General features: G+C 65.6%; 19 protein-coding genes. 12 read left to right on the top strand and 7 right to left on the bottom strand.

Translation table 11 applies throughout. The features are described from left to right. Nucleotides 1-122: 122 nt before the first annotated feature. A complete protein-coding gene (gene acnA / locus RX330_RS01845; protein WP_317241885.1) occupies nt 123-2,843 on the bottom strand; it encodes an aconitate hydratase AcnA in 2,721 nt (906 codons plus the stop codon). 242 nt (nt 2,844-3,085) lie between these two features. On the opposite strand from acnA, the gene ccmA reads away from it, so the two are divergent. The 5 genes from ccmA (at nt 3,086) to RX330_RS01820 (ending at nt 6,307) form a co-directional block, all read left to right on the top strand. Then, complete coding sequence (gene ccmA, locus RX330_RS01840; RefSeq protein ID WP_317241884.1) at nt 3,086-3,688, top strand: heme ABC exporter ATP-binding protein CcmA; 603 nt, start codon at nt 3,086-3,088, stop codon at nt 3,686-3,688. Nucleotides 3,689-3,968: 280 nt separating this feature from the next. Then, the gene (gene ccmB, locus RX330_RS01835; protein ID WP_061880182.1) at nt 3,969-4,637 is read left to right on the top strand and encodes a heme exporter protein CcmB; all 669 of its coding nucleotides are present in this window, start codon (nt 3,969-3,971) and stop codon (nt 4,635-4,637) included. Nucleotides 4,638-4,743: 106 nt separating this feature from the next. After that, entirely contained in the window at nt 4,744-5,538 is a 795-nt protein-coding gene (locus RX330_RS01830) for a heme ABC transporter permease (RefSeq protein ID WP_317241883.1), read from the top strand. Beyond that, complete coding sequence (ccmD, locus tag RX330_RS01825) at nt 5,535-5,717, top strand: heme exporter protein CcmD (protein ID WP_317241882.1); 183 nt, start codon at nt 5,535-5,537, stop codon at nt 5,715-5,717. Before RX330_RS01830 ends, ccmD begins: the two co-directional genes overlap by 4 nt. Beyond that, nucleotides 5,714-6,307 carry a DsbE family thiol:disulfide interchange protein gene (locus tag RX330_RS01820; protein WP_317241881.1) on the top strand — a complete coding sequence of 198 codons (594 nt, stop codon included), beginning with the start codon at nt 5,714-5,716 and terminating at the stop codon, nt 6,305-6,307. Before ccmD ends, RX330_RS01820 begins: the two co-directional genes overlap by 4 nt. Nucleotides 6,308-6,371: 64 nt before the next feature. On the opposite strand, the gene RX330_RS01815 is transcribed toward RX330_RS01820, so the two are convergent. From RX330_RS01815 to ftsY, 3 genes are all read right to left on the bottom strand, one after another. Then, on the bottom strand, nt 6,372-7,568 hold the full coding sequence (locus RX330_RS01815; protein WP_317241880.1) for a hypothetical protein: 1,197 nt from the start codon (nt 7,566-7,568) through the stop codon (nt 6,372-6,374). A gap of 226 nt (nt 7,569-7,794) precedes the next feature. After that, complete coding sequence (locus RX330_RS01810; RefSeq protein WP_317241879.1) at nt 7,795-8,397, bottom strand: septation protein A; 603 nt, start codon at nt 8,395-8,397, stop codon at nt 7,795-7,797. Between the two features lie 2 nt (nt 8,398-8,399). Then, nucleotides 8,400-9,344: a signal recognition particle-docking protein FtsY gene (ftsY, locus tag RX330_RS01805; RefSeq protein ID WP_317241878.1), complete on the bottom strand. Its 945-nt coding sequence runs from the start codon at nt 9,342-9,344 to the stop codon at nt 8,400-8,402. A gap of 47 nt (nt 9,345-9,391) precedes the next feature. Between ftsY and RX330_RS01800 the strand changes: the two genes are divergently transcribed. After that, complete coding sequence (locus RX330_RS01800; protein WP_317244039.1) at nt 9,392-10,093, top strand: RluA family pseudouridine synthase; 702 nt, start codon at nt 9,392-9,394, stop codon at nt 10,091-10,093. Nucleotides 10,094-10,313: 220 nt separating this feature from the next. Then, nucleotides 10,314-11,423, top strand: coding sequence for a DUF2336 domain-containing protein (locus RX330_RS01795; protein ID WP_317244038.1), 1,110 nt, complete (start codon nt 10,314-10,316; stop codon nt 11,421-11,423). Between the two features lie 215 nt (nt 11,424-11,638). Here RX330_RS01795 and mtaB read toward each other — a convergent pair whose 3' ends face one another. Both mtaB and dapF read right to left on the bottom strand, forming a co-directional pair. Continuing rightward, on the bottom strand, nt 11,639-12,892 hold the full coding sequence (mtaB, locus tag RX330_RS01790; RefSeq protein ID WP_317241877.1) for a tRNA (N(6)-L-threonylcarbamoyladenosine(37)-C(2))-methylthiotransferase MtaB: 1,254 nt from the start codon (nt 12,890-12,892) through the stop codon (nt 11,639-11,641). Continuing rightward, a complete protein-coding gene (gene dapF / locus RX330_RS01785; RefSeq protein WP_212082118.1) occupies nt 12,892-13,767 on the bottom strand; it encodes a diaminopimelate epimerase in 876 nt (291 codons plus the stop codon). The genes mtaB and dapF overlap by 1 nt, the downstream gene beginning before the upstream one ends. A gap of 237 nt (nt 13,768-14,004) precedes the next feature. On the opposite strand from dapF, the gene RX330_RS01780 reads away from it, so the two are divergent. Together RX330_RS01780 and RX330_RS01775 are read left to right on the top strand one after the other, a co-directional pair. Continuing rightward, on the top strand, nt 14,005-14,796 hold the full coding sequence (locus tag RX330_RS01780) for a GyrI-like domain-containing protein (RefSeq protein ID WP_317241876.1): 792 nt from the start codon (nt 14,005-14,007) through the stop codon (nt 14,794-14,796). Nucleotides 14,797-14,801: 5 nt separating this feature from the next. After that, entirely contained in the window at nt 14,802-15,518 is a 717-nt protein-coding gene (locus RX330_RS01775; protein ID WP_317244037.1) for an SIMPL domain-containing protein, read from the top strand. A 162-nt stretch (nt 15,519-15,680) separates the two neighbouring features. Here RX330_RS01775 and RX330_RS01770 read toward each other — a convergent pair whose 3' ends face one another. Continuing rightward, nucleotides 15,681-16,745 (bottom strand): MBL fold metallo-hydrolase, encoded by a 1,065-nt coding sequence (locus RX330_RS01770; protein WP_317241875.1) that lies wholly within the window; start codon nt 16,743-16,745, stop codon nt 15,681-15,683. Between the two features lie 341 nt (nt 16,746-17,086). On the opposite strand from RX330_RS01770, the gene ffh reads away from it, so the two are divergent. The 3 genes from ffh (at nt 17,087) to rimM (ending at nt 19,619) form a co-directional block, all read left to right on the top strand. Next, on the top strand, nt 17,087-18,634 hold the full coding sequence (gene ffh, locus RX330_RS01765) for a signal recognition particle protein (protein WP_317241874.1): 1,548 nt from the start codon (nt 17,087-17,089) through the stop codon (nt 18,632-18,634). Between the two features lie 85 nt (nt 18,635-18,719). Beyond that, nucleotides 18,720-19,052, top strand: coding sequence for a 30S ribosomal protein S16 (gene rpsP / locus RX330_RS01760; RefSeq protein ID WP_212082134.1), 333 nt, complete (start codon nt 18,720-18,722; stop codon nt 19,050-19,052). 9 nt (nt 19,053-19,061) lie between these two features. Beyond that, on the top strand, nt 19,062-19,619 hold the full coding sequence (gene rimM / locus RX330_RS01755) for a ribosome maturation factor RimM (protein ID WP_317241873.1): 558 nt from the start codon (nt 19,062-19,064) through the stop codon (nt 19,617-19,619). Nucleotides 19,620-19,694: the final 75 nt, after the last annotated feature.

Below are 19,694 nucleotides of genomic sequence, written 5' to 3'. Positions count from 1 at the left end.
GTTTTCCGCCGGGCGGGCCCATCTGGAGCATGCCGCAAACGCACGAAGGCGGCCTTGTGATAGGCCGCCTTCATCTAACCTTCTACTCACTTCGCAGTGAGCCATGGTTCACAAATCCGCGCTTACGCCGCGAGTTTGCGCAGCACATAGTGCAGGATGCCGCCGTTGCGGTAGTAGTCGAGCTCGTCCAGCGTATCGATGCGGCAGAGCAGCGAAACGCGCTGCAATGAACCGTCGCCGGAGACGATCTCCGCGGTCAGCTTCTGGCGCGGCTTGAGGTCGCCGACTAGGCCGCGCAGCGTGACCTTCTCGTCGCCCTTCAGACCGAGCGACGACCACGAGGTGCCTTCCTCGAAGGTCAGCGGCAACACGCCCATACCGACCAGGTTGGAGCGATGGATGCGCTCGAAGCTCTGGCAGATCACGGCGCGCACGCCGAGCAGACGCGTGCCCTTGGCAGCCCAGTCGCGCGAGGAGCCGTTGCCGTATTCGGCACCGGCGAACACCACCAGTGGCACCTGCTCCTGCTGGTACTTCATCGCGGCGTCGTAGATCGACATCTGCTCGCCGTCGGGCCAGTGCTTGGTGAGACCGCCTTCCGGAATGTTGCCGTCGGCGCCCTTCAGCATGAAGTTCTTGATGCGGATGTTGGCGAAGGTGCCGCGCATCATCACTTCGTGATTGCCGCGACGCGTGCCGTACTGGTTGAAGTCGGCGGGACGCACCTGATGCTCGCTGAGATATTTGCCCGCGGGCGAGGTGAGCTTGATCGAGCCTGCCGGCGAGATGTGGTCGGTCGTGATCTTGTCACCGAACATGGCGAGGATGCGCGCCTCGACGATATCGGTGACCGGCTCCGGCTCCTTCTTCATGCCGTCGAAATAGGGCGGGTTCTGCACGTAGGTCGAAGACATGTTCCAGCGATAGGTCTCGCTCTCGACGGTCTTGATCTTGCGCCAGTTGGTGTCGCCCTTGAACACGTCGGCATACTTCTTCTTGAAGATCGACGCGGTCACGAACTTCTTCATGAAGGCGTTGATCTCCTTGGTCGTCGGCCAGATGTCCTTCAGGTACACCGGCTTGCCGTCCTTGCCCTCGCCGAGCGGCTCGACCGCGAGGTTCTTGGTGACGCTGCCCGCGAGCGCGTGGGCGACGACCAGCGGCGGCGAGGCCAGATAGTTCGCCTGCACGTCAGGCGAGACGCGGCCTTCGAAGTTGCGGTTGCCCGAAAGCACGGCGGCGGCGACGATGCCGTTGTCGTTGATCGACTTCGAGATCTCCTCGGGCAGCGGACCGGAATTGCCGATGCAGGTGGTGCAGCCGAAGCCGACCAGGTTGAAGCCGACCTTGTCGAGATCCTTCTGCAGGCCAGAATCGGCGAGATAGCCCGCGACGACCTGGCTGCCCGGGGCGAGCGAGGTCTTCACCCACGGTTTTGCTTTCAGGCCCTTCGCCGCGGCGTTGCGCGCCAGGAGGCCCGCACCGATCAGCACGCTCGGGTTCGAGGTGTTGGTGCAGGAGGTGATGGCGGCGATCACGACGTCGCCGTGGCCGATCTCGAAGTCCTTGCCCTCGACGGCAAAGCGCTTGTTGGGCTCCTCGGCCTTCTTGTATTCAGTGCCGAGCGCGAGCGAAAAGCCTTCGGCGACCGACGGCAGCGCGATGCGGCCTTCGGGGCGCTTCGGACCGGCCATCGACGGCACGACGTCGGCAAGATCGAGCGTCAGCGTTTCCGTGAACACCGGATCGGGCGACTTGGCGGTGCGGAACAGCCCTTGCGCCTTGGCATAGGCCTGCACCAGCGCGACGCGCGGCGCCGCGCGGCCGGAGGTCTTCAGGTAATCGATCGCGGCGGCGTCGACCGGGAAGAAGCCGCAGGTCGCGCCGTATTCGGGCGCCATGTTGGCGATCGTCGCCTTGTCGGCGACGGAGAGATTGTCGAGGCCGGGGCCGAAGAACTCGACGAACTTGCCGACCACGCCGAGCTTGCGCAGCATCTGCGTCACGGTGAGCACGAGGTCCGTCGCGGTGACGCCTTCCTTCATCGCGCCCTTCAGCTTGAAGCCGACGACGTTGGGCAGCAGCATCGACAGCGGTTGGCCGAGCATGCAGGCTTCCGCCTCGATGCCGCCGACGCCCCAACCGAGCACGGCGAGACCGTTGACCATGGTGGTGTGGGAATCGGTGCCGACCAGCGAATCGGGATAGGCAACCTCGAAGGTGCCGGTCTTCTTGCCGACCGTCATCTTCTCCTTCTTGGTCCAGACCGTCTGGGAGAGATATTCGAGATTGACCTGGTGGCAGATGCCTGTGCCGGGCGGCACCACGGAGAAGTTCGAGAACGCCTTCTGGCCCCACTTCAGGAACTCGTAGCGCTCCTGGTTCTGCTTGTATTCCTCGGCGACGTTCTTGCCGAAAGCCTTGTTGTCGCCGAAGAAATTCACGATCACGGAGTGGTCGATGACAAGGTCGACCGGCACCAGCGGATTGATCTTCTCGGCATCGCCGCCGAGCTTCTGCATCGCGTTGCGCATCGCGGCAAGGTCCACCACCGCGGGCACGCCGGTGAAGTCCTGCATCAGCACGCGTGCCGGACGGAACGCGATCTCGTGCTCCAGCGATTTCTTGCGCAGCCATTTCGAGACGGCGAGGATGTCCTCTTTCTTGACCGAACGCCCGTCCTCATTGCGCAGCAGATTCTCGAGCAGGACCTTCATCGAATAGGGAAGTTTGGAAATTCCCTTCAGACCATTCTTCTCGGCCGTGGGCAGGCTGTAATAGACATAGGTCTTGGCGCCGACCTTGAGGGTCTTTTTGCATTTGAAGCTGTCGAGCGAGGTCATGTAGGAAATCCCAATTGTTAGTTATACCCGGCAGGGTATTTTAACACCGTCAGCGCATCTAGGCTGGGCCGCTTGCAGGGGCAGGTTGAGTTGCTGCATCAAGTAGTTCCGGGCTTATAGAAGCTTTCTAACCGCGCCGCCACAGCCACAATCGTGCCGCAGCAATTCGCGAGCCAAAAATTCCCATGCGCTACCCCAAGTTTTCCTGAGGCCCGGCTTTGAGTGACTTGAAACGAGGCGAGATGCAGCTCTCCGGACAGGGGGTTGCCTGCGTGCGCGGCGGCCGCGAGGTGTTTGCCGGGCTCGATTTCGCGGCCATGTCGGGCGAGGCCGTGGCGGTCGTCGGCCGCAACGGATCGGGCAAGACCTCGCTGCTGCGGCTGATCGCGGGCCTGCTCGTTCCGGCCGGCGGGACGATCGCGCTGGAGGGCGGCGATGGCGAGCTGACGCTGCCCGAGCAGTGCCACTATCTCGGCCATCGCGATGCCTTGAAGCCGGCCCTCAGCGTGGCGGAAAATCTGGTATTCTGGGCCGATTTTCTCGGCGGCGAGCGCCTTGACGCGGCCGAGAGTCTCGCCATCGTCGGGCTCGACCATGCTACCCATCTGCCCGCCGGCTTCTTGTCCGCCGGCCAGCGCCGTCGACTGTCGCTGGCCCGCCTGTTGACCGTCCGCCGCCCGGTCTGGCTGCTGGACGAGCCGACCAATGCGCTCGACGTGGCCGGCCAGGACATGTTCGGCGGCCTGATGCAGGAGCATCTCGCCCGTGGCGGGATGATCGTGGCGGCGACTCATGCTCCACTCGGGATCGAGGCCCGGGAGCTGCGGATCGGGGGTGTGGCGTGACGTGGCACGACCCTCAGCTTTCCAAGCGGCCGGGCCCCGCCCTGTCCGTTCCCTCCTCCCTTGCGGGGTCCGAGGCGAGCAAGGCTCGCTCTCGTGATCAGGGAGGGGTGTGCCACACGACGCGCTCTCTCGATTCAAGCACTTGGGAAGACCTCCACAGGCGGACATCTCGCCCGGGGCTACCCCTGTCCCCCGCCCTCCCCCGCAAGGGGGGAGGGAGCGCACCGTCCTCGCGGCGTCAGCCCGATCTCCATGACCGCACCGCAGGAAGAGCCGCCTCATGACCGCCCTGTCCGCCCTCATTCGACGGGACATCCGGATCGCGCTCCGCGTTGGCGGCGGGGCACTGATCGGCGTCCTGTTCTTCCTGACCGTGGTGGTGCTGATGCCGTTCGCGGTCGGGCCGGATCTGGCGCTGCTGTCGCGGCTGGGGCCGGCCATTCTCTGGCTCGGCGCGCTGCTGGCGAGCCTGCTCACCCTCGACCGGCTATTCATGGCCGACCACGAGGACGGCTCGCTCGACCTGATCACGATGAGCCGGACGCCACTGGAACTCGCCTGCGCCGCCAAGGCGCTGGCGCATTGGCTGGCCGCCGGCCTGCCGCTGATTGTCGCAACCCCCGTGCTCGGCCTGCTGCTCAACCTCGACATGGTCGCGACCGGCGCGGTGGCGCTGACGCTGCTCGCAGGAACGCCGGCGCTGACCTTTACCGGCATGATCGGCGCGGCACTGGCGGTGACGCTGCACCGCGGCGGGCTGCTGATGGCCGTGCTGGTGCTGCCGCTGTCGATTCCCGTCCTGATTTTCGGCGTGGCGGCCTCACAGGCCGTCATCGTCGGCCCCATGACGTTCGGCGCGCCGTTCTCGATCCTGTGCGCGCTGTCCCTGGTCAGCCTCGTGGTCGGCCCCTTCGCAGCCGCAGCGAGCCTGCGGCATGGACTTGACTGAGATGGGCTCGATTGAGAGGGGCTCGGCTGACCTTGACCCCGATCAACTTTCGTCCCCCGCTTTCGTGCTGATTGCCTGAGCGGCCACCGATGATTATCAGGGTACCATGTCACTGATCGACCTCGCCAACCCGACCCGGTTCCTCGCGCTGACGGCGCGGGTGTTGCCGTGGCTCGCGGCCGCGACCGTCATCCTGCTCGCGATCGGCCTCTACCAGGCAGCCTACGCGCCGGACGACTATCAGCAGGGCGCGACCGTCAAGATCATGTTCATCCACGTGCCCAATGCCTGGCTGTCGATGTTCGTCTGGGGCGTGATGAGCATCGCATCGCTGGGCACGCTGGTGTGGCGTCATCCGCTCGCCGACGTCGCCGCCAAAGCCGCAGCGCCGATCGGGGCCGCCTTCACCTTCCTCGCGCTGCTCACGGGCTCGCTGTGGGGCCGGCCGATGTGGGGCACCTATTGGGAATGGGATGCGCGGCTCACCTCGGTGCTGATCCTGTTCCTGATGTATCTCGGCCTGATGGCGCTGTGGCGCGCGGTCGACGATCCCTCGCGCGCGGCACGCGCCGCCGCGGTGCTGACCCTGGTCGGCGCCATCAACCTGCCGATCATCAAGTTCTCGGTCGACTGGTGGAACACGCTGCACCAGCCGGCCTCGGTGATGCGCATGGGCGGATCGGCCCTCGACAAATCGTTCCTGATTCCGCTGCTGGTGATGGCGCTCGCATTCACGCTGCTGTTCGTCACGCTGCATCTGGCCGCGATGCGCAACGAGATCCTGCGCCGCCGGGTCCGCTCCCTGCAGATGATGCAGGCGAGCCGTGTGGCGTTCTCGAGCGAGGCGGGCTCCGGTTCGCGCGGACAAAGCGCATCGAAAGAAGTTGGGGCCGCAGGATGATGTCGCTCGGTCCCTATGCATCCTTCATCGTGACGTCCTATGCCGCAGTGGCCGTCGTGGTCGCGATCCTGATCGGCTGGATCGTGCTCGATTATCGCAACCAGGCGCAGCGGCTGCGCGAGCTCGAGCGCAGCGGCATCACCCGCCGCTCCGGCCGCAGCGCGGTGGATGCGTCATGAGCGATCAATCGACCTCCGCGCCGCCGCAGCGCCGCACCTTCCTGATGGTGCTGCCGCTGATCGCCTTCATTGCCCTCGCGCTGCTGTTCTGGTTCCGGCTCGGCAGCGGCGATATCTCGCGAATTCCGTCCGCGCTGATCGGTCGTCCGGTACCGCAGACAGTGCTGCCGCCACTCGAGGGATTGCAGGCCGACAACGCGCCGGTGCCGGGACTCGATCCCGCCGCCTTCAAGGGCAAGGTCAGCCTGGTCAATGTCTGGGCGTCCTGGTGCGTGCCGTGCCATGACGAGGCCCCGCTCCTGACCGAACTGGCCAAGGACGAGCGCTTCCAGCTGGTCGGCATCAATTACAAGGACGCCGCGGACAATGCGCGCCGCTTCCTCGGCCGCTACGGCAACCCGTTCAGCCGCGTCGGCGTCGATGCCAACGGCCGCGCCTCGATCGAATGGGGCGTCTACGGCGTGCCGGAGACCTTCGTCGTCGGGCGCGAAGGCACCATCGTCTACAAGCTGGTCGGCCCGGTCACGCCACAGAACCTCAAGACCGTGCTGATGCCGGAGCTGGAGAAGGCGCTCAAGACAGGAGGCTGACTCGAGCGCGACGAGATTCTGGATCACGCTCTAGCGGGGCGGACAAGCCGCTCCGCGGACGCGTTCACGACACCTTGTCGCGACGATCGCTTGAGTTCGCGTTGCCTGCGAGCAGGCCGGCCACGGCGTCCCAGCCCTTCTCGAAGATATGGCCGACCTTGTGGCCGAAGGAATGGCCGGGTCGCAACCGCGGCGATTCCAGAATGTGCGTCAGGTGCCGGTGGTCGCCCGGAATGCTGTTGATCTCCGCGGTGACGGCAGCCTGGACGGCCGCCATCAGGTCATCCAGACGCTGGGCCCAGCCGGACCCTTGAAGCTCGATCTGCGTTCTCAGCGCCTCCTCGATCCGATAGATCTCGCCGACGATCTCCTTGGCCCGCACCGGGCGGTTGTTCCTGAGGGCAAACAGCAGGAGGAGACGCTTCTCCTCGACCTGATCGAGCACCATCGAAACCGCAAGCGCGAAGGGCCCCTCCGCGATCCGCGCCGCAGCCCGGTCGTCGGCCGGAGCGGTCGCGACCGACAGCAGCTCCCAGGGGGATTCCAGACGCTTTGCGAGGATTGTGAGCGCGAACGGCACGGCATCGACGCGCCTGGCCTTGAGCGCGCTCAACAGACCGAGCGCCTTGTCGAGGCCGGCGCCCTCGAGCCGGGCAATCTTCGGCGCAAGGGCACGGCCAAAATCCTCGAGCTCCCGCTGCAGTTCGAGGTAGCGCAGCATCTTCTTGAGGTCGTCGAATGTCGCATGCGAGCTGGTATAGGCCATCAGCCCATCGCGAATGCCGGCTGCGCCCTCGGCAGAACCCAGCTGGCCGTTGAGAGAGGTCAGAACCTTCTTCTGGAACGCCTGGGCCATCTGCCGCGCCTCGGGCTGCTTGCCGGCAGAGATGGCCTTCGTCGCACTGGCGACGTAGTCCGCCGCCATGCTGCGCAGCAATTGCTCGGTCACGAGACTCCAGATCGGCGCGAGCGATCCACGGGCGATCTGGCCGCTATTGGCCCGTTCCGGCGCGCCGTCCACCAGAACCGGCTCGAGCGGCTCGAAGAAGTAGCGCGAGGGATTTCCGACGCGATAATGGTTCTGGCCCGTGTTGCGAAACTCGGCTCGCAGCGCCGCCACCAATGGCTCGGAATGCGGAATGTCCTCGCCGAGGAGATGCAGCCGTTCCAGTTCGGCAAGCAGGCGGCGCCGGACCTGCGGAGCGAGTTGCCGGAGGTACTGAATCAGGTGTTCAGCCGCGTGATCCTGTTTTGCGCTCACCACCGGGCCCTCCGGCGTGCCATCATCTCTTCACGACCAAAAGGCTATCGCCTGCGATCTTTCAGGCAAGGTAGAGAGCTGAACAATCTCAGCTTGCGGTTACAGAGCAATGAAGAACCCCGTCGGCTTCGTCGCTCAACCCGGTCGGCGGCGACCAGCAGACCGCGCGAAGTGCATGTCAGCGTGAATATGCGGGCCGGCCGACGGGCTCAGCCCGGAGTTGGCGTCACCCCTTCGTGACGTCCCCCGCCTCGGCCTCGCTCGCCTCCAGCGACGCCGGTTCGAGATGATAGCGCTTGATCAGCGGCATCTGAATCACGCCGAAGATGGCGGTCAGCGGCAGGACGCCGAAGACCTTGAAGTTCACCCAGAAATCCGTGCTCTGGGTTCGCCAGATGATCTCGTTCAGCACCGCCATGCCGGCGAAGAACAGCGCCCAGCGCAGCGTCAGGATGCGCCAGCCCTGCGGCGTCAGATTGAACACCTGGTCGAACATCACGGCGATGAAGGAACGGCCGAACAGCAGGCCGCCGCCGAGGATCGCGGCGAACAGGCCGTAGATGATGGTCGGCTTGAACTTGATGAAGGTCTCGTCGTGCAGCACCAGCGTCAGCGTGCCGAACACCAACACGATCACACCCGTCACGATCGCCATCATCGGGACATGGCGCGTCACCATGTAGGACGCGGCCATCGCCGCCACGATCGCCACCATGAAGGCGCCGGTCGCGGCGAACAGATTGAACTTCGCGTTCACGAAGAAGAACACGAGCAGCGGACCGAGCTCGGTCGCCAGCTTGAACAGCGGATGCGGCTGGGTCTTGTCCATCTCTAGCTTTCGATTCCGGCGATGGCGCGGGCGAAATCGCGCGCGGTGAACGGCGCGAGATCGTCGACGCCTTCGCCGACGCCGATGAAATGCACCGGCAGTTTGAATTTTTCCGCGAGCGCCACCAGAATGCCGCCGCGCGCGGTGCCGTCGAGCTTGGTCATCACGAGGCCGGTGACGCCGGCAGTGCGGTGAAAGGCCTCGACCTGCGACAGCGCGTTCTGGCCGACGGTGGCGTCGAGCACCAGCAGCACCGCATGCGGCGCGGTGTCATCCACCTTGCGGATGACGCGCACGACCTTTTCGAGCTCGTTCATCAGCTCGGCCTTGTTTTGCAGCCGCCCGGCGGTGTCGATCAGGAGCACGTCGATGCCCTGCTCCTTCGCCGCCGTCAGCGCGTTGAAGGCAAGGCTCGCCGAATCCGAGCCCTGCGCGCCGGCGATGACGGGCGTCTTCGTCCGCTCGCCCCACACCTTGAGCTGCTCGATGGCTGCGGCGCGAAACGTGTCGCCGGCGGCCAGCATCACCTTGCGGCCTTCGGAGGCAAATTTTTGCGAGAGTTTTCCGATGGTCGTGGTCTTGCCGGAGCCGTTGACCCCGACCACCAGAATCACGAACGGCTTCCTGGCCGTGTCGATCTCGAGCGGCCTCGCCACCGGCGCCAGCACCTTCTCGACCTCGGTCGCAACCACGTCCTTGACCTCGTCCGCCGAGATCGCCTTGTCATAACGGCCGGTGCCGACGGCATCGGCAATCCGGACCGCGACGGAGGTCCCGAGATCGGCGCGCAGCAGCACGTCCTCGATGTCATCGAGCATGGCGCGGTCGAGCTTGCGCTTGGTGACGAGGTCGGCGACCGCGGTCCCGAGCGAGGACGAGGTGCGCTTCAGCCCGTTGGACAGGCGGCGCCACCAGCTCAGCTTGGGGGTCTCGGAGGTATCGTTCATGGCGGGGGTGTGTTAGCCGTTCCGGCGATTAAACGAAAGTCTTGCAATTGCTCGATGTTCCCGAACTGACCGCCGAGGAGATTTTGTCGCGCGTGCTCCATCGCGACGGGCTGATGCTGGTCATCGACAAGCCGTCGGGCCTGCCGGTGCATCGCGGCCCGAAGGGCGGCGCCAATCTGGAGGCCTCGTTCGACGCATTGCGTTTCGGCCTGCCGCGGCCGCCGGTGCTGGCTCACCGGCTGGACAAGGACACCTCGGGCTGCCTCGTGCTCGGCCGCCATCGCAAGGCCACCGCTTCGCTCGGCCTGCTCTTCAAGCACGGCAAGATCGGCAAGACCTACTGGACCGTGGTCGAGGGCGGCCCCGCCGAGGACGAGGGCATCATCGACATGCCGCTCGGCCGGCTCAACGCCGAGCGCGGATGGTGGCAAAAGCCCGATCCGGAGGGGCAGAAGGCGATCACGAACTGGAAGGTGATGGGCCGCGGCGACGGTCTGACTTGGCTCGCCATGGAACCGGTCACCGGCCGGACCCATCAATTGCGGGTGCATTCGGCCGCGACCGGCTGGCCGATCTTCGGCGATAACATCTACGGCAACGGCCCGCGCTTCGGCGAGCCGAAGCTGCACCTGCATTCCCGCGAGATCGTGGTGCCGATCTCCCGGAACAAGGAACCCGTCCGCGTCGTAGCGCCGGCCCCGCCCCACATGCACGAAAAGCTCAGGGCCTGCGGGTGGAACGGGGAATAGCCCAGCCGCCCAACCCTCATGGTGAGGGGCGCGTCAGCGCCTGTGGCGATCCTTCGAGACGCCCGCTTCGCCGGCCTCCTCGGCATGAGGAGCAGTGGTCGGGGGGAGTGCGCAGTGCCCGGCTACCGGTCCATGGTTTACCAAACCTTCAGTGCTCGCCTCTAATGATTGCGGTTGCTTAGAACAAGCTTCCGTAACCGCTCAGGACGAGCGAGGCGTGATGTCCAAGGCCGAGCTATCGATCATCGACGAGGTCGAATCCGCCATTCGAGCAGGCTCGGCGGAAAAGGGCCTGGAGACCGCCCGGCGCGTCACCGCTCTGTTCCTGTCCTCCGCCGGCAGTTTCGACGACGAGCAGATCGCGCTGTTCGACGAGGTGCTCGAGCGCCTGATCGGCACCATCGAGCTGCGGGCGCTTGCCGACATGGGTGCACGGATCGCGCTCGCCGAGATCAGCGCACAACTGGCGCCGATTGCACAGGCGCCGCCCTCGGTGGTCCGCCGCCTCGCCAGCAATGACGAGATCCGCATCGCCGGTCCCGTGCTGCAAGAATCCGCCCGTCTCGACGACGGCGAGTTGGTGAAGATCGCATCATCCAAGGGCGAGCCGCATCTGCTCGCGATGGCCGGCCGCTGGTGGCTGAAGGAGATCGTCACCGACGCGTTGCTGGCGCGCCGCTACCCCAGTGTCAGCCGGCGGCTCGCCGCCAATCCCGGCGCGCGCGTCTCCGGAAACGGCTTCGCCGTCATGGTCGCCCAGGCCGAGTCGGATCCCGAACTTGCCGTCAGCGTCGGCGTCCGCGTGGACCTGCCGTCGGAGCTGCGCCGCCGGTTGCTGCACTCGGCGACCGATGCCGTGCGCGCCCGCCTGCTGTCGCGCGCGCCGCCTCATCTGTTCGAGGAAATCCAGAGCGCGATCGCGGCCACCGCCGTCGGCGTCGAGCGCGAGATGTCGGCCGTCCGCGATTTCGAAGGTGCCAAGCGTGCGATTGCCATGCTCAAGGCAACCGGCCAACTGAGCGAGGCAACGCTGTTCGGCTTCGCCACGCAGCGACGCTATGAGGAGACCGCCGCCGCCCTGGCGGCGCTGTCCGGATCGACCGTCGAGGTCATTCGCCCGCTGATGCAGAGCCTGCGCGATGACGGCCTGCTGGTGGCGTGCAAGGCGGCGCAGCTCAACTGGGAAACCACCACCGCCGTACTCGAAAGCCGCTTTGCGACCGGAGCCATGAAGCCGGCGGATCTCGCGCGCGCGCAAGCTCACTATGCGCACATGACACTGGATAATGCGCGGCGCACGCTGCGATTCTGGCAGGTGCGGGCGTCGTAAGGCGCGTGCTGGTTTTGGAACACACTGCATCCCACCCCCGGGGTCGTCTCTGCGCACGCAGGGACCCATAACCACAGGAAGCAGTTTGGCGAAGATTCGTCGTTCGGTACTTCGACCGTCCGCAGGCGATAAATCACGCGGTATGGGTCCCTGCGTGCGCAGGGACGACGGCGGGGATGGCGGGGATATAGCGCGGCGCAATTCACCGCGGCTGATTATGTGGTCAGCCGCTCGCCATCGCTGCCGACGATCCGCAGCGGCACCACGCTTCCCACGCGCTCGCCCGCAATCGCCACCGGCAGATAGTGCTCCGTCCGCCCCTGCGCCTCGCTCTCGATCAGCACCTCGCGCGCTGCACCGATCTCGGCTTGCAGCCGTTTGCGCAATGCCGCTTCGCCTGCGGCACGCAGCCGCTTCGCGCGTTCCTTGATGAGGGCCCCCGCCACCTGGGGCATCTTTGCGGCCGGCGTGCCGGGGCGCGGCGAATAGGGAAAGACGTGCAGGAAGGTCAGGCCGCATTCGTCGACGAGATCGAGCGAGCGCGAGAACATCTCCTCGCTCTCGGTCGGGAAGCCCGCGATGATGTCGGCGCCGAAGGCGATATCCGGGCGCAAGCGGCGCACCTGGTCGCAGAATGCGATCGCATCCTGCCGCGAATGCCGCCGCTTCATGCGCTTCAGAATCATGTCGTCGCCGGATTGCAGCGACAGATGCAGATGCGGCATCAGCCGCGCATCATCAGCGACGGCATCGAGCAGATCGTCATCCGCCTCGATCGAATCGATCGAGGAGATGCGCAGGCGCCTCAGCTCCGGCACGTGCCGCAAGATCTGCTTCGTCAGCATGCCGAGTTTCGGTGCGCCGGGCAGATCAGTGCCATAGCTGGTGAGGTCGACGCCGGTCAGCACGATCTCGGCATGACCGCGTTCGACCAGCGTCCGCACCTGCTCGACCACCGCACCCATCGGCACGGAGCGCGAATTGCCGCGGCCGTAGGGAATGATGCAGAAGGTGCAGCGATGGTCGCAGCCGTTCTGCACCTGCACGAACACGCGCGGCAGGCCGCTTGCGTAGCCGTCGACGAGATGCGGTGCCATCTCCCTGATGGCCATGATGTCGCTGACGGCGATCTTCTCGCTGGCGCCGAGGTCGAAAGCGCTGCGCGTCTCCCGCCACGCAGACGAGCGCATCTTGTCGTCGTTGCCGACGACGCGATCGACTTCGGTCATATCGGCGAACATCGAGCTTTGCGTCTGCGCCGCGCAGCCGGTGACGACGATGCGGGCACCGGGACGTTCGCGCTTCAGCTTGCGGATCGATTGCCGCGCCTGCGCCACCGCCTCGTTGGTGACGGCGCAGCTATTGATGACAATCGTATCTGAAAGGCCCGCACCTTCTGCCTCACGGCGGATCACCTCGGCCTCGAAGGCATTGAGGCGGCAGCCGAAGGTGACGATGTCGACGGCCATCAGCCGGCCTGCGCGAACAGCGCAGGATCGAATTTGCCTTCATATTCGAACGTCGCTGTGCCCGTCATCAGCACGTGGTCGTCGCGCTCGCGCCATTCGATGCCGAGCTTGCCGCCGGGCAGCGTGATCTCGACATTGCGCTCGACCCGCTTCAGGCGCGCCGCGGCAACCGCCGTGGCGCAGGCCGCCGAGCCGCAGGCCCTGGTCAGGCCGGCACCGCGCTCCCAGGTGCGGATCGTGATGTGCTGGGGATCGACGATATGGGCGAGCGTGATGTTGGCGCGCTCCGGGAAGATCGGATGGTTTTCGAGCAGCGGACCGAAGCGCTCGAGATCGTAGGCATTGACGTCGTCCACCCAGAAGATCGCATGCGGATTGCCCATGCTCACCACCGAGGGCGAATGCAGAATCGGATTGTCGATCGGCCCGATCTGCAATTCGATGTAGCGGGTGTCGCGGAACTCTTCCGCCAGCGGAATGTCCTGCCAGCCGAACTTCGGCGCACCCATGTCCACGGTGTAGAGATCCGGCGCGGGACCCTGCCAGGCATTGAGCAGTCCCGCTTCCGTCTCGAAAGTCGCAGTGGTCTGGCCGGTCTTTTCGAAGATGCGGCGCACCACGCAGCGCATGCCGTTGCCGCAGGCGCCGGCCTCCGAGCCGTCATTGTTGTAGATGCGGATGAAGGCTTCGGTGCCGTCCAGCCGCGGCTTCTGCAGCACCATGAGCTGATCATAGGCCACGCCGCCCTTCGCGGACGCCACCGCGCGCGCGTCGTCCGGCGTCACCTTTGCCGTGGACGCGCGCATGTCGACAACGACGATCTCGTTGCCGATGCCGTTCATCTTGGCAAATGCGTGGTTGGCCAGCGCGCTCATGAAAATTCCCGAATTTCGCCTGCCTTATATGGCGATCCTTGCCGGCTTGGCCAGTGTCTTGCCGCCGGTCGCCAGGGGGCTGTCGGGAGGCCTGCCATGACGCATCTGTCATGGGACGAATTCGGCGCTCGCGTGTTAGAACGGCGCGCTCGCGCGAGCCGGGGCGCGACTGGGCGCAAAGACGGATTTAGGCCTTGGTCGATAAGACCTTAGCGTTAAGGCCTTGGGGAGAATAAAATGTTCAGGTTTCGTCGTCTCGCTCTGGCCGCGCTGATCCCGGCAGCAGCCTTGTCGTTTGGCCTGCCTGGCGCTCTGGCGCAAACCTCGAGCCCGGCACCGGCCGGCTCGGCAAGTCCCATGGCAAGTCCCTCGCCGGCCCCATCGGCTTCCCCCTCCCCGGCCGCGAGTGCCTCGCCTGCGCCTGCGGCAACGCCCTCACCGGCGCCATCGCCTGCGGCCAGCGCTTCGCCTGCCCCGGCGACGTCGCCCTCGCCCGCAGCCAGCGCCTCACCCAGCCCGGCGGCACCGCCGCCTGCCGCCGCCACAACGCCCGCTCCGGTGCAGACCGCCGATCCGTTTGGCCTCGAGACCACGCTCGAATCCAGAAAAGTCGTGATGGTCAAGGGCACCGCCAATTGGGACTCGGCCTTCGACACGCTGGTCGATGCCTTCAAGGCGCTGAACACGCTGCTGGACAAGCAGGGCATCAAGCAAGCCGGCAATTCGATGATCGTCTACACCTCGACCGACGATACCGGCTTCACCTTCCTCGCCGAGATCCCGGTCGATCAGGATCCCAAGAGCTTGCCCAAGGACATGAGCATCGGCAAATCGCCGGATGGCAAGGCCCTGAAATTCGTCCATCGCGGTTCCTACGACAACATGGACAACACCTATGAGGCGATCACCAATCACCTCGACGACAAGAGACTCGAAGCCAAGGACACCTTCATCGAGGAATACCTCACCGATCCCCTGAAGACCGCTGAGGACAAGCTCGTGATCAACGTTTTCGTGCCACTGAAGTGAGAATGATGAATAAGCCTGCCGTAGTCGTTACTTCCCTCGCCACCGTTTTCGCCACGCTGCTGGCAACGCCTGCGCTCGCCGATGATTTCCCGTCCGCCATTTCGGTGAGCGGCGAAGCCAATGTTTCCGTAGCGCCGGATCTCGCGCAGATCGATGCCGGCGTTGCCAGTGACGCCAAGACGGCGAAGGAAGCCTCCGACGCCAACAACGCGGCCATGGGCAAGGTGCTGCTCGCGCTCAAGGGCGCGGGCCTTGCCGAGAAGGATTACCAAACCTCGCGCCTGTCGCTGCAGCCGCAATACGGCCAGAACAAATCCACCGGCGCGTCCCCGGTCGTCGGGTTCCGCGCCTCCAACCGCGTCACCGTCAAGATCCGCGACGTGACCAAGGTCGCGGGCATCATCGACACGCTGGTGAGCGCCGGCGCCAACGACATCGGCAATATTTCGTTCGAGGTGACGCAGGCGTCGAAGCTGCTCGACGACGCACGCGAGCAGGCCGTGGCCGATGCGCGGCGCAAGGCCGAAGTTTACGCCAGGGCCACCGGCGTCACGCTGGGCGCGCCGCTCAGTGTCATCGAAGGCGGCGGCCCCGTGCCGCTGTTCAAGGGCCGCATGGCGGCGCCGATGGCGGCAGCGCCGCAGGCGGCCGTCGCGCCGGGCGAGGAGACGCTGTCCGTCACGGTGAATGTGAGCTGGGCGATCAAGGCCAAAGAGCAATAGGTCTCGTGTCCCGGACGCGCTGCGGCACGCAGTGACGCTGCGCAGAGCCGGGACCCAGGAAGCGGCACCGTACATTGCTGTGGCATGGGCCCCGGCTCTGCAGCGCACCGCTGAAGTAGCGCTGCGCTGCGTCCGGGGCACGAGCAGTGCGCGCGTAGAGCGTTAAATCTCCACCACCTGCCCCGGCATCATCGCCACGAACCGCTCCTGCGGAATTTTCGCCGCATCCAGCGCTTCGACCAGCGCCTTCGCCGGCGCATCGATTGCTTCGTCCGTGAGCTGGAACGTGCCGTGGTGATGCCCGAGCGCGGCCTCGGCGCCGCAATCGGCCAGCGCCTTCACCGCATCCGCCGGATTCATGTGCTGGTCTCGCATGAACCAGCGCGGCTCGTAGGCGCCGATGGGCAGGATCGCCAGGCGCAGCGGTCCATGCTTCTCGGCGACGCGCCGAAAATGCGTGCCGTCGCCGTAGCCGGAATCGCAGACAACGTAGACTTTGCCGGCCGGTGTCTCCAGCACGAAGCTCGCCCATAGCGCCTTGTTGCGATCGAACATGCCGCGCGCCGTCCAGTGCCGCGTCGGCACCAGATGCACGGCGACGCCGCCGCCGAGCTCGACGCGGTCGTGCCAGTCGAAGGCTTCCACCCTGATCGTGGAATCCCAGCTGCGCATCGTCACGTCGTTGCCGAGCGGGGTGACCACGCGCGGGGCGAAATTCTTCGTGAGCCGCGACAGCGTCGCAATGTCCAGATGATCGTAATGCCCGTGCGAGACCAGCACGACATCGATCTTCGGCAGCTTCTCGAACGCGATGCCGGGATCATTGTGCCGCTTCGGCCCGGCCCAGGCGACCGGCGAGACTCGCTCCGACCAGACGGGATCGACCAGAATATTGAGGCCGCCGGTCTGGATCAGCCAGCTGGCGTGGCCGACGAAGGAGAGCCGCACGTTGCCGCCATCGACCCGCGCCGGCGGGGTATCGGCGTGGGGGCTGGGAGCCCAGTCCGGCCATGTGGCGCGCTGCCGCTTGCCGCCGAGCTGCCAGCGCAGCACCTCGCGAAGCGATTTCGGCGGCGCGCCGTCCGGATCGAAAAAGGTCAGGCCGTCGAAATGATCGGAGGCGGGACCGTCATAGGTTTTCATGCGGGACATCCAGAGGGAGGACACGCCGACCAAGGCGCCGGCCCCGGCAAGCAGTCCAAACAGGCGGCGGCGGGTGATCGGCACGGCGGGCTTCAGCGATGGTAACGGAGGCGGGTCATCACCTCTATATGGGCGGAACCCAGAGAAAAAAGAACCGGTCGAAAAAAGGTTCTTAGTTTCAGGGCCTTGACCAGGCAAAGGCACCCCGACGCCCTAACTTTCCTTGACTTTTGGGCGAGAGCGGCGTTTAACCCCGCCACTTTCTCGGAAAGGCTTTCTTTTCGACCCGCCGACCGGCCCTCGGGGCCGGAGGTCAACGCCCGACAGCGCTGTGCGCCCTCGGGCGCAAAGGTGTTTGGAAGATCGTTTGGCCAAGGAAGTGGTCATCCCCCGCGAAGGCGGGGGACAGCAACAGGACAACTTCATTGTTCGACAATCTGTCGGAACGGCTTGGTGGCATTCTCGATCGTCTGACGGGGCGCGGCGCGCTGACCGAAAAGGACGTCGATGCCGCGATGCGCGAGGTGCGCCGCGCGCTGCTGGAAGCCGACGTCGCGCTCGAGGTGGTCCGCAGCTTCACCGAGCGCGTCCGCGAGCAGGCGATCGGCGCCACCGTCGTCAAGTCGGTCACACCCGGCCAGATGGTGGTCAAGATCGTCCATGACGAGCTGATCAACACGCTCGGCGCCGAAAGCCAGACCATCGACGTCAATTCCGTGCCGCCGGTGCCGATCATGATGGTCGGCCTGCAAGGCTCGGGCAAGACCACCACCACCGCGAAGCTCGCCCGCCGCCTGGTCCAGCGCGACAAGCGCAAGGTGCTGATGGCCTCGCTCGACGTCTATCGTCCGGCGGCGATGGAGCAGCTGGCCGTGCTCGGCCGCGATCTCGATATTCCCACCTTGCCGATCGTCGCGGGGCAGCAGCCGCCGCAGATTGCGAAGCGCGCACTGGAAGCCGGCAAGCTCGGCGGCTACGACATCGTGCTGCTCGACACCGCCGGCCGCACCACGCTGGACGAAGAGATGATGGCGGAAGCGGCCGCGATCAAAGCTGCAGCCAATCCGCATGAAGTGCTGCTGGTCGCCGACAGTCTGACCGGTCAGGACGCCGTCAACCTCGCGCGCTCGTTCGACCAGCGCGTCGGCCTCACCGGCATCGTGCTGACCCGCGTGGACGGCGATGGCCGCGGCGGCGCCGCGCTGTCGATGCGCGCCGTCACCGGCAAGCCGATCAAGCTGATCGGCACCGGCGAAAAGACCGATGCCCTGGAAGATTTCCATCCCGACCGTATCGCCGGCCGCATCCTCGGCATGGGCGACGTGGTGTCGCTGGTCGAGCGCGCGGCCGCCAATATCGACGCCGAAAAGGCCGCGCGCACTGCCGAGCGCATGCGCAAGGGTCAGTTCGACCTCAACGACATGCGCGAGCAGCTATCGCAGATGGCCAATATGGGCGGCATCAGCGGGCTGATGGGCATGATGCCCGGCATCTCCAAGATGAAGAACCAGATCGCGGCCGCCGGCATCGACGACAAGATCTTGAAGCGCCAGGTCGCGATCATCGATTCCATGACGCGCGACGAGCGCCGTCATCCCGACCTGCTCAAGGCCAGCCGCAAGAAGCGCATCGCCGCCGGTTCCGGCCAGAACGTCGAACAGGTCAACAAGCTGCTCAAGATGCACCGGAACATGGCCGACATGATGAAGGCGATGGGCTCCGGCAAGCGCGGCCCGCTCGCCGGCATCGCCCAGGCGATGGGCTTCGGCGGCGGCATGAAGATGCCTTCGCCCGAAGAGATGAAGGCGATGCAGGAGAAGATGCAGGCCGGCGGTGGACAAGGTCTGCCCAGCCTGCCGAAGGAACTGCCGCCGGGTCTTCGCTCGGGTCTACCGAATTTGCCGGGACTTACGGGCCTCAGCGGCAAGCCGACCCTTCCGGGCCTCGGCGGCTTCCCCGGCAAGAAGAAATGAGGAATTCGTCGCGGGGGATCGCGAGCGTCCCGCGCAACGCGGAATACCAATCAACCGAACAAACCGTACTTTGAAGGAGAACTGAATGTCCGTCGTTATCCGCCTCGCCCGTGCAGGCACCAAGAAGCGTCCCGTCTATCACGTCGTCGTCGCCGACTCGCGCTTTCCGCGCGATGGCCGCTTCATCGAGCGTCTTGGCCATTTCAACCCGCTGCTGCCGAAGGACAACGAGACCCGCCTCAAGCTCGACATGGACAAGGTGAAGGCCTGGCTCGCCAAGGGCGCGCAGCCCTCGGACCGCGTGGCCCGTTTCCTCGACGCCGCCGGCGTCAAGAAGCGCGAAGCCCGCAACAACCCCGAGAAGGCCGTGCCGCGCAAGGAGCGCAAAGCGCAGGCCGAAGCCGCCGCGAAGGGTTAAGGCCGGATCATGTCGGCGCTGGTCTGCGTCGCGCGGATCGGCGCCGCGCATGGTGTGCGCGGTGCGGTCAAACTATGGACCTTCACCGAAGATCCCTTTGCCGTCAGGCGCTACGGTCCGCTGCTGTCGAAAGACGGCAAGCGCCAGTTTGAGGTCGCAACGGCGCGCGAGGCAAAGGATCATCTGGTCGCGACGTTCAAGGGCGTCACGACCCGCGATGAGGCCGAGCGCCTCAACGGCATCGAGCTCTATGTCGCGCGCGAAAAATTGCCTGCGACGGACGCGGACGAATATTACCACACCGATCTGATCGGGCTCGCCGCCGTCACCACCGACGGCGATGCGCTCGGGCGCGTGCTCGCGATTCACAATTTCGGCGCCGGCGACATCATCGAGATCGCTCCGCCCAGCGGCACGACGATGCTGCTGCCGTTCACGAACGCGGTGGTGCCGGAGGTCGACATTGCCGGCGGCCGCGTGGTGATCGCGCTGCCGCAGGAGGTCGAGGGGGAGGAGCGAGGCGAAGCTCTCTCCGCGAGTCGTCCCCGCGAACGCGGAGACCCATAACCACAGGCCGTGGTTTTGGCTAAGCTGGCGGCTCCAGCCATCGCAAAGCAAGCTGCGGTGGATATGGGTCACGGA

Source organism: Bradyrhizobium sp. NDS-1, from assembly GCF_032918005.1.
GTDB classification, from domain to species: domain Bacteria; phylum Pseudomonadota; class Alphaproteobacteria; order Rhizobiales; family Xanthobacteraceae; genus Bradyrhizobium; species Bradyrhizobium tunisiense.
This window is presented reverse-complemented; position numbering and strand designations above follow the sequence as displayed.

Coding starts and splice junctions, on each gene's coding strand:
- acnA (WP_317241885.1), bottom strand. CDS start 2,843: ATGACCTCGCTCGACAGCTTCAAATGCAAAAAGACCCTCAAGGTCGGC.
- ccmA (WP_317241884.1), top strand. CDS start 3,086: ATGCAGCTCTCCGGACAGGGGGTTGCCTGCGTGCGCGGCGGCCGCGAG.
- ccmB (WP_061880182.1), top strand. CDS start 3,969: ATGACCGCCCTGTCCGCCCTCATTCGACGGGACATCCGGATCGCGCTC.
- RX330_RS01830 (WP_317241883.1), top strand. CDS start 4,744: ATGTCACTGATCGACCTCGCCAACCCGACCCGGTTCCTCGCGCTGACG.
- ccmD (WP_317241882.1), top strand. CDS start 5,535: ATGATGTCGCTCGGTCCCTATGCATCCTTCATCGTGACGTCCTATGCC.
- RX330_RS01820 (WP_317241881.1), top strand. CDS start 5,714: ATGAGCGATCAATCGACCTCCGCGCCGCCGCAGCGCCGCACCTTCCTG.
- RX330_RS01810 (WP_317241879.1), bottom strand. CDS start 8,397: ATGGACAAGACCCAGCCGCATCCGCTGTTCAAGCTGGCGACCGAGCTC.
- ftsY (WP_317241878.1), bottom strand. CDS start 9,344: ATGAACGATACCTCCGAGACCCCCAAGCTGAGCTGGTGGCGCCGCCTG.
- RX330_RS01795 (WP_317244038.1), top strand. CDS start 10,314: ATGTCCAAGGCCGAGCTATCGATCATCGACGAGGTCGAATCCGCCATT.
- mtaB (WP_317241877.1), bottom strand. CDS start 12,892: ATGGCCGTCGACATCGTCACCTTCGGCTGCCGCCTCAATGCCTTCGAG.
- dapF (WP_212082118.1), bottom strand. CDS start 13,767: ATGAGCGCGCTGGCCAACCACGCATTTGCCAAGATGAACGGCATCGGC.
- RX330_RS01780 (WP_317241876.1), top strand. CDS start 14,005: ATGTTCAGGTTTCGTCGTCTCGCTCTGGCCGCGCTGATCCCGGCAGCA.
- RX330_RS01775 (WP_317244037.1), top strand. CDS start 14,802: ATGAATAAGCCTGCCGTAGTCGTTACTTCCCTCGCCACCGTTTTCGCC.
- rpsP (WP_212082134.1), top strand. CDS start 18,720: ATGTCCGTCGTTATCCGCCTCGCCCGTGCAGGCACCAAGAAGCGTCCC.
- rimM (WP_317241873.1), top strand. CDS start 19,062: ATGTCGGCGCTGGTCTGCGTCGCGCGGATCGGCGCCGCGCATGGTGTG.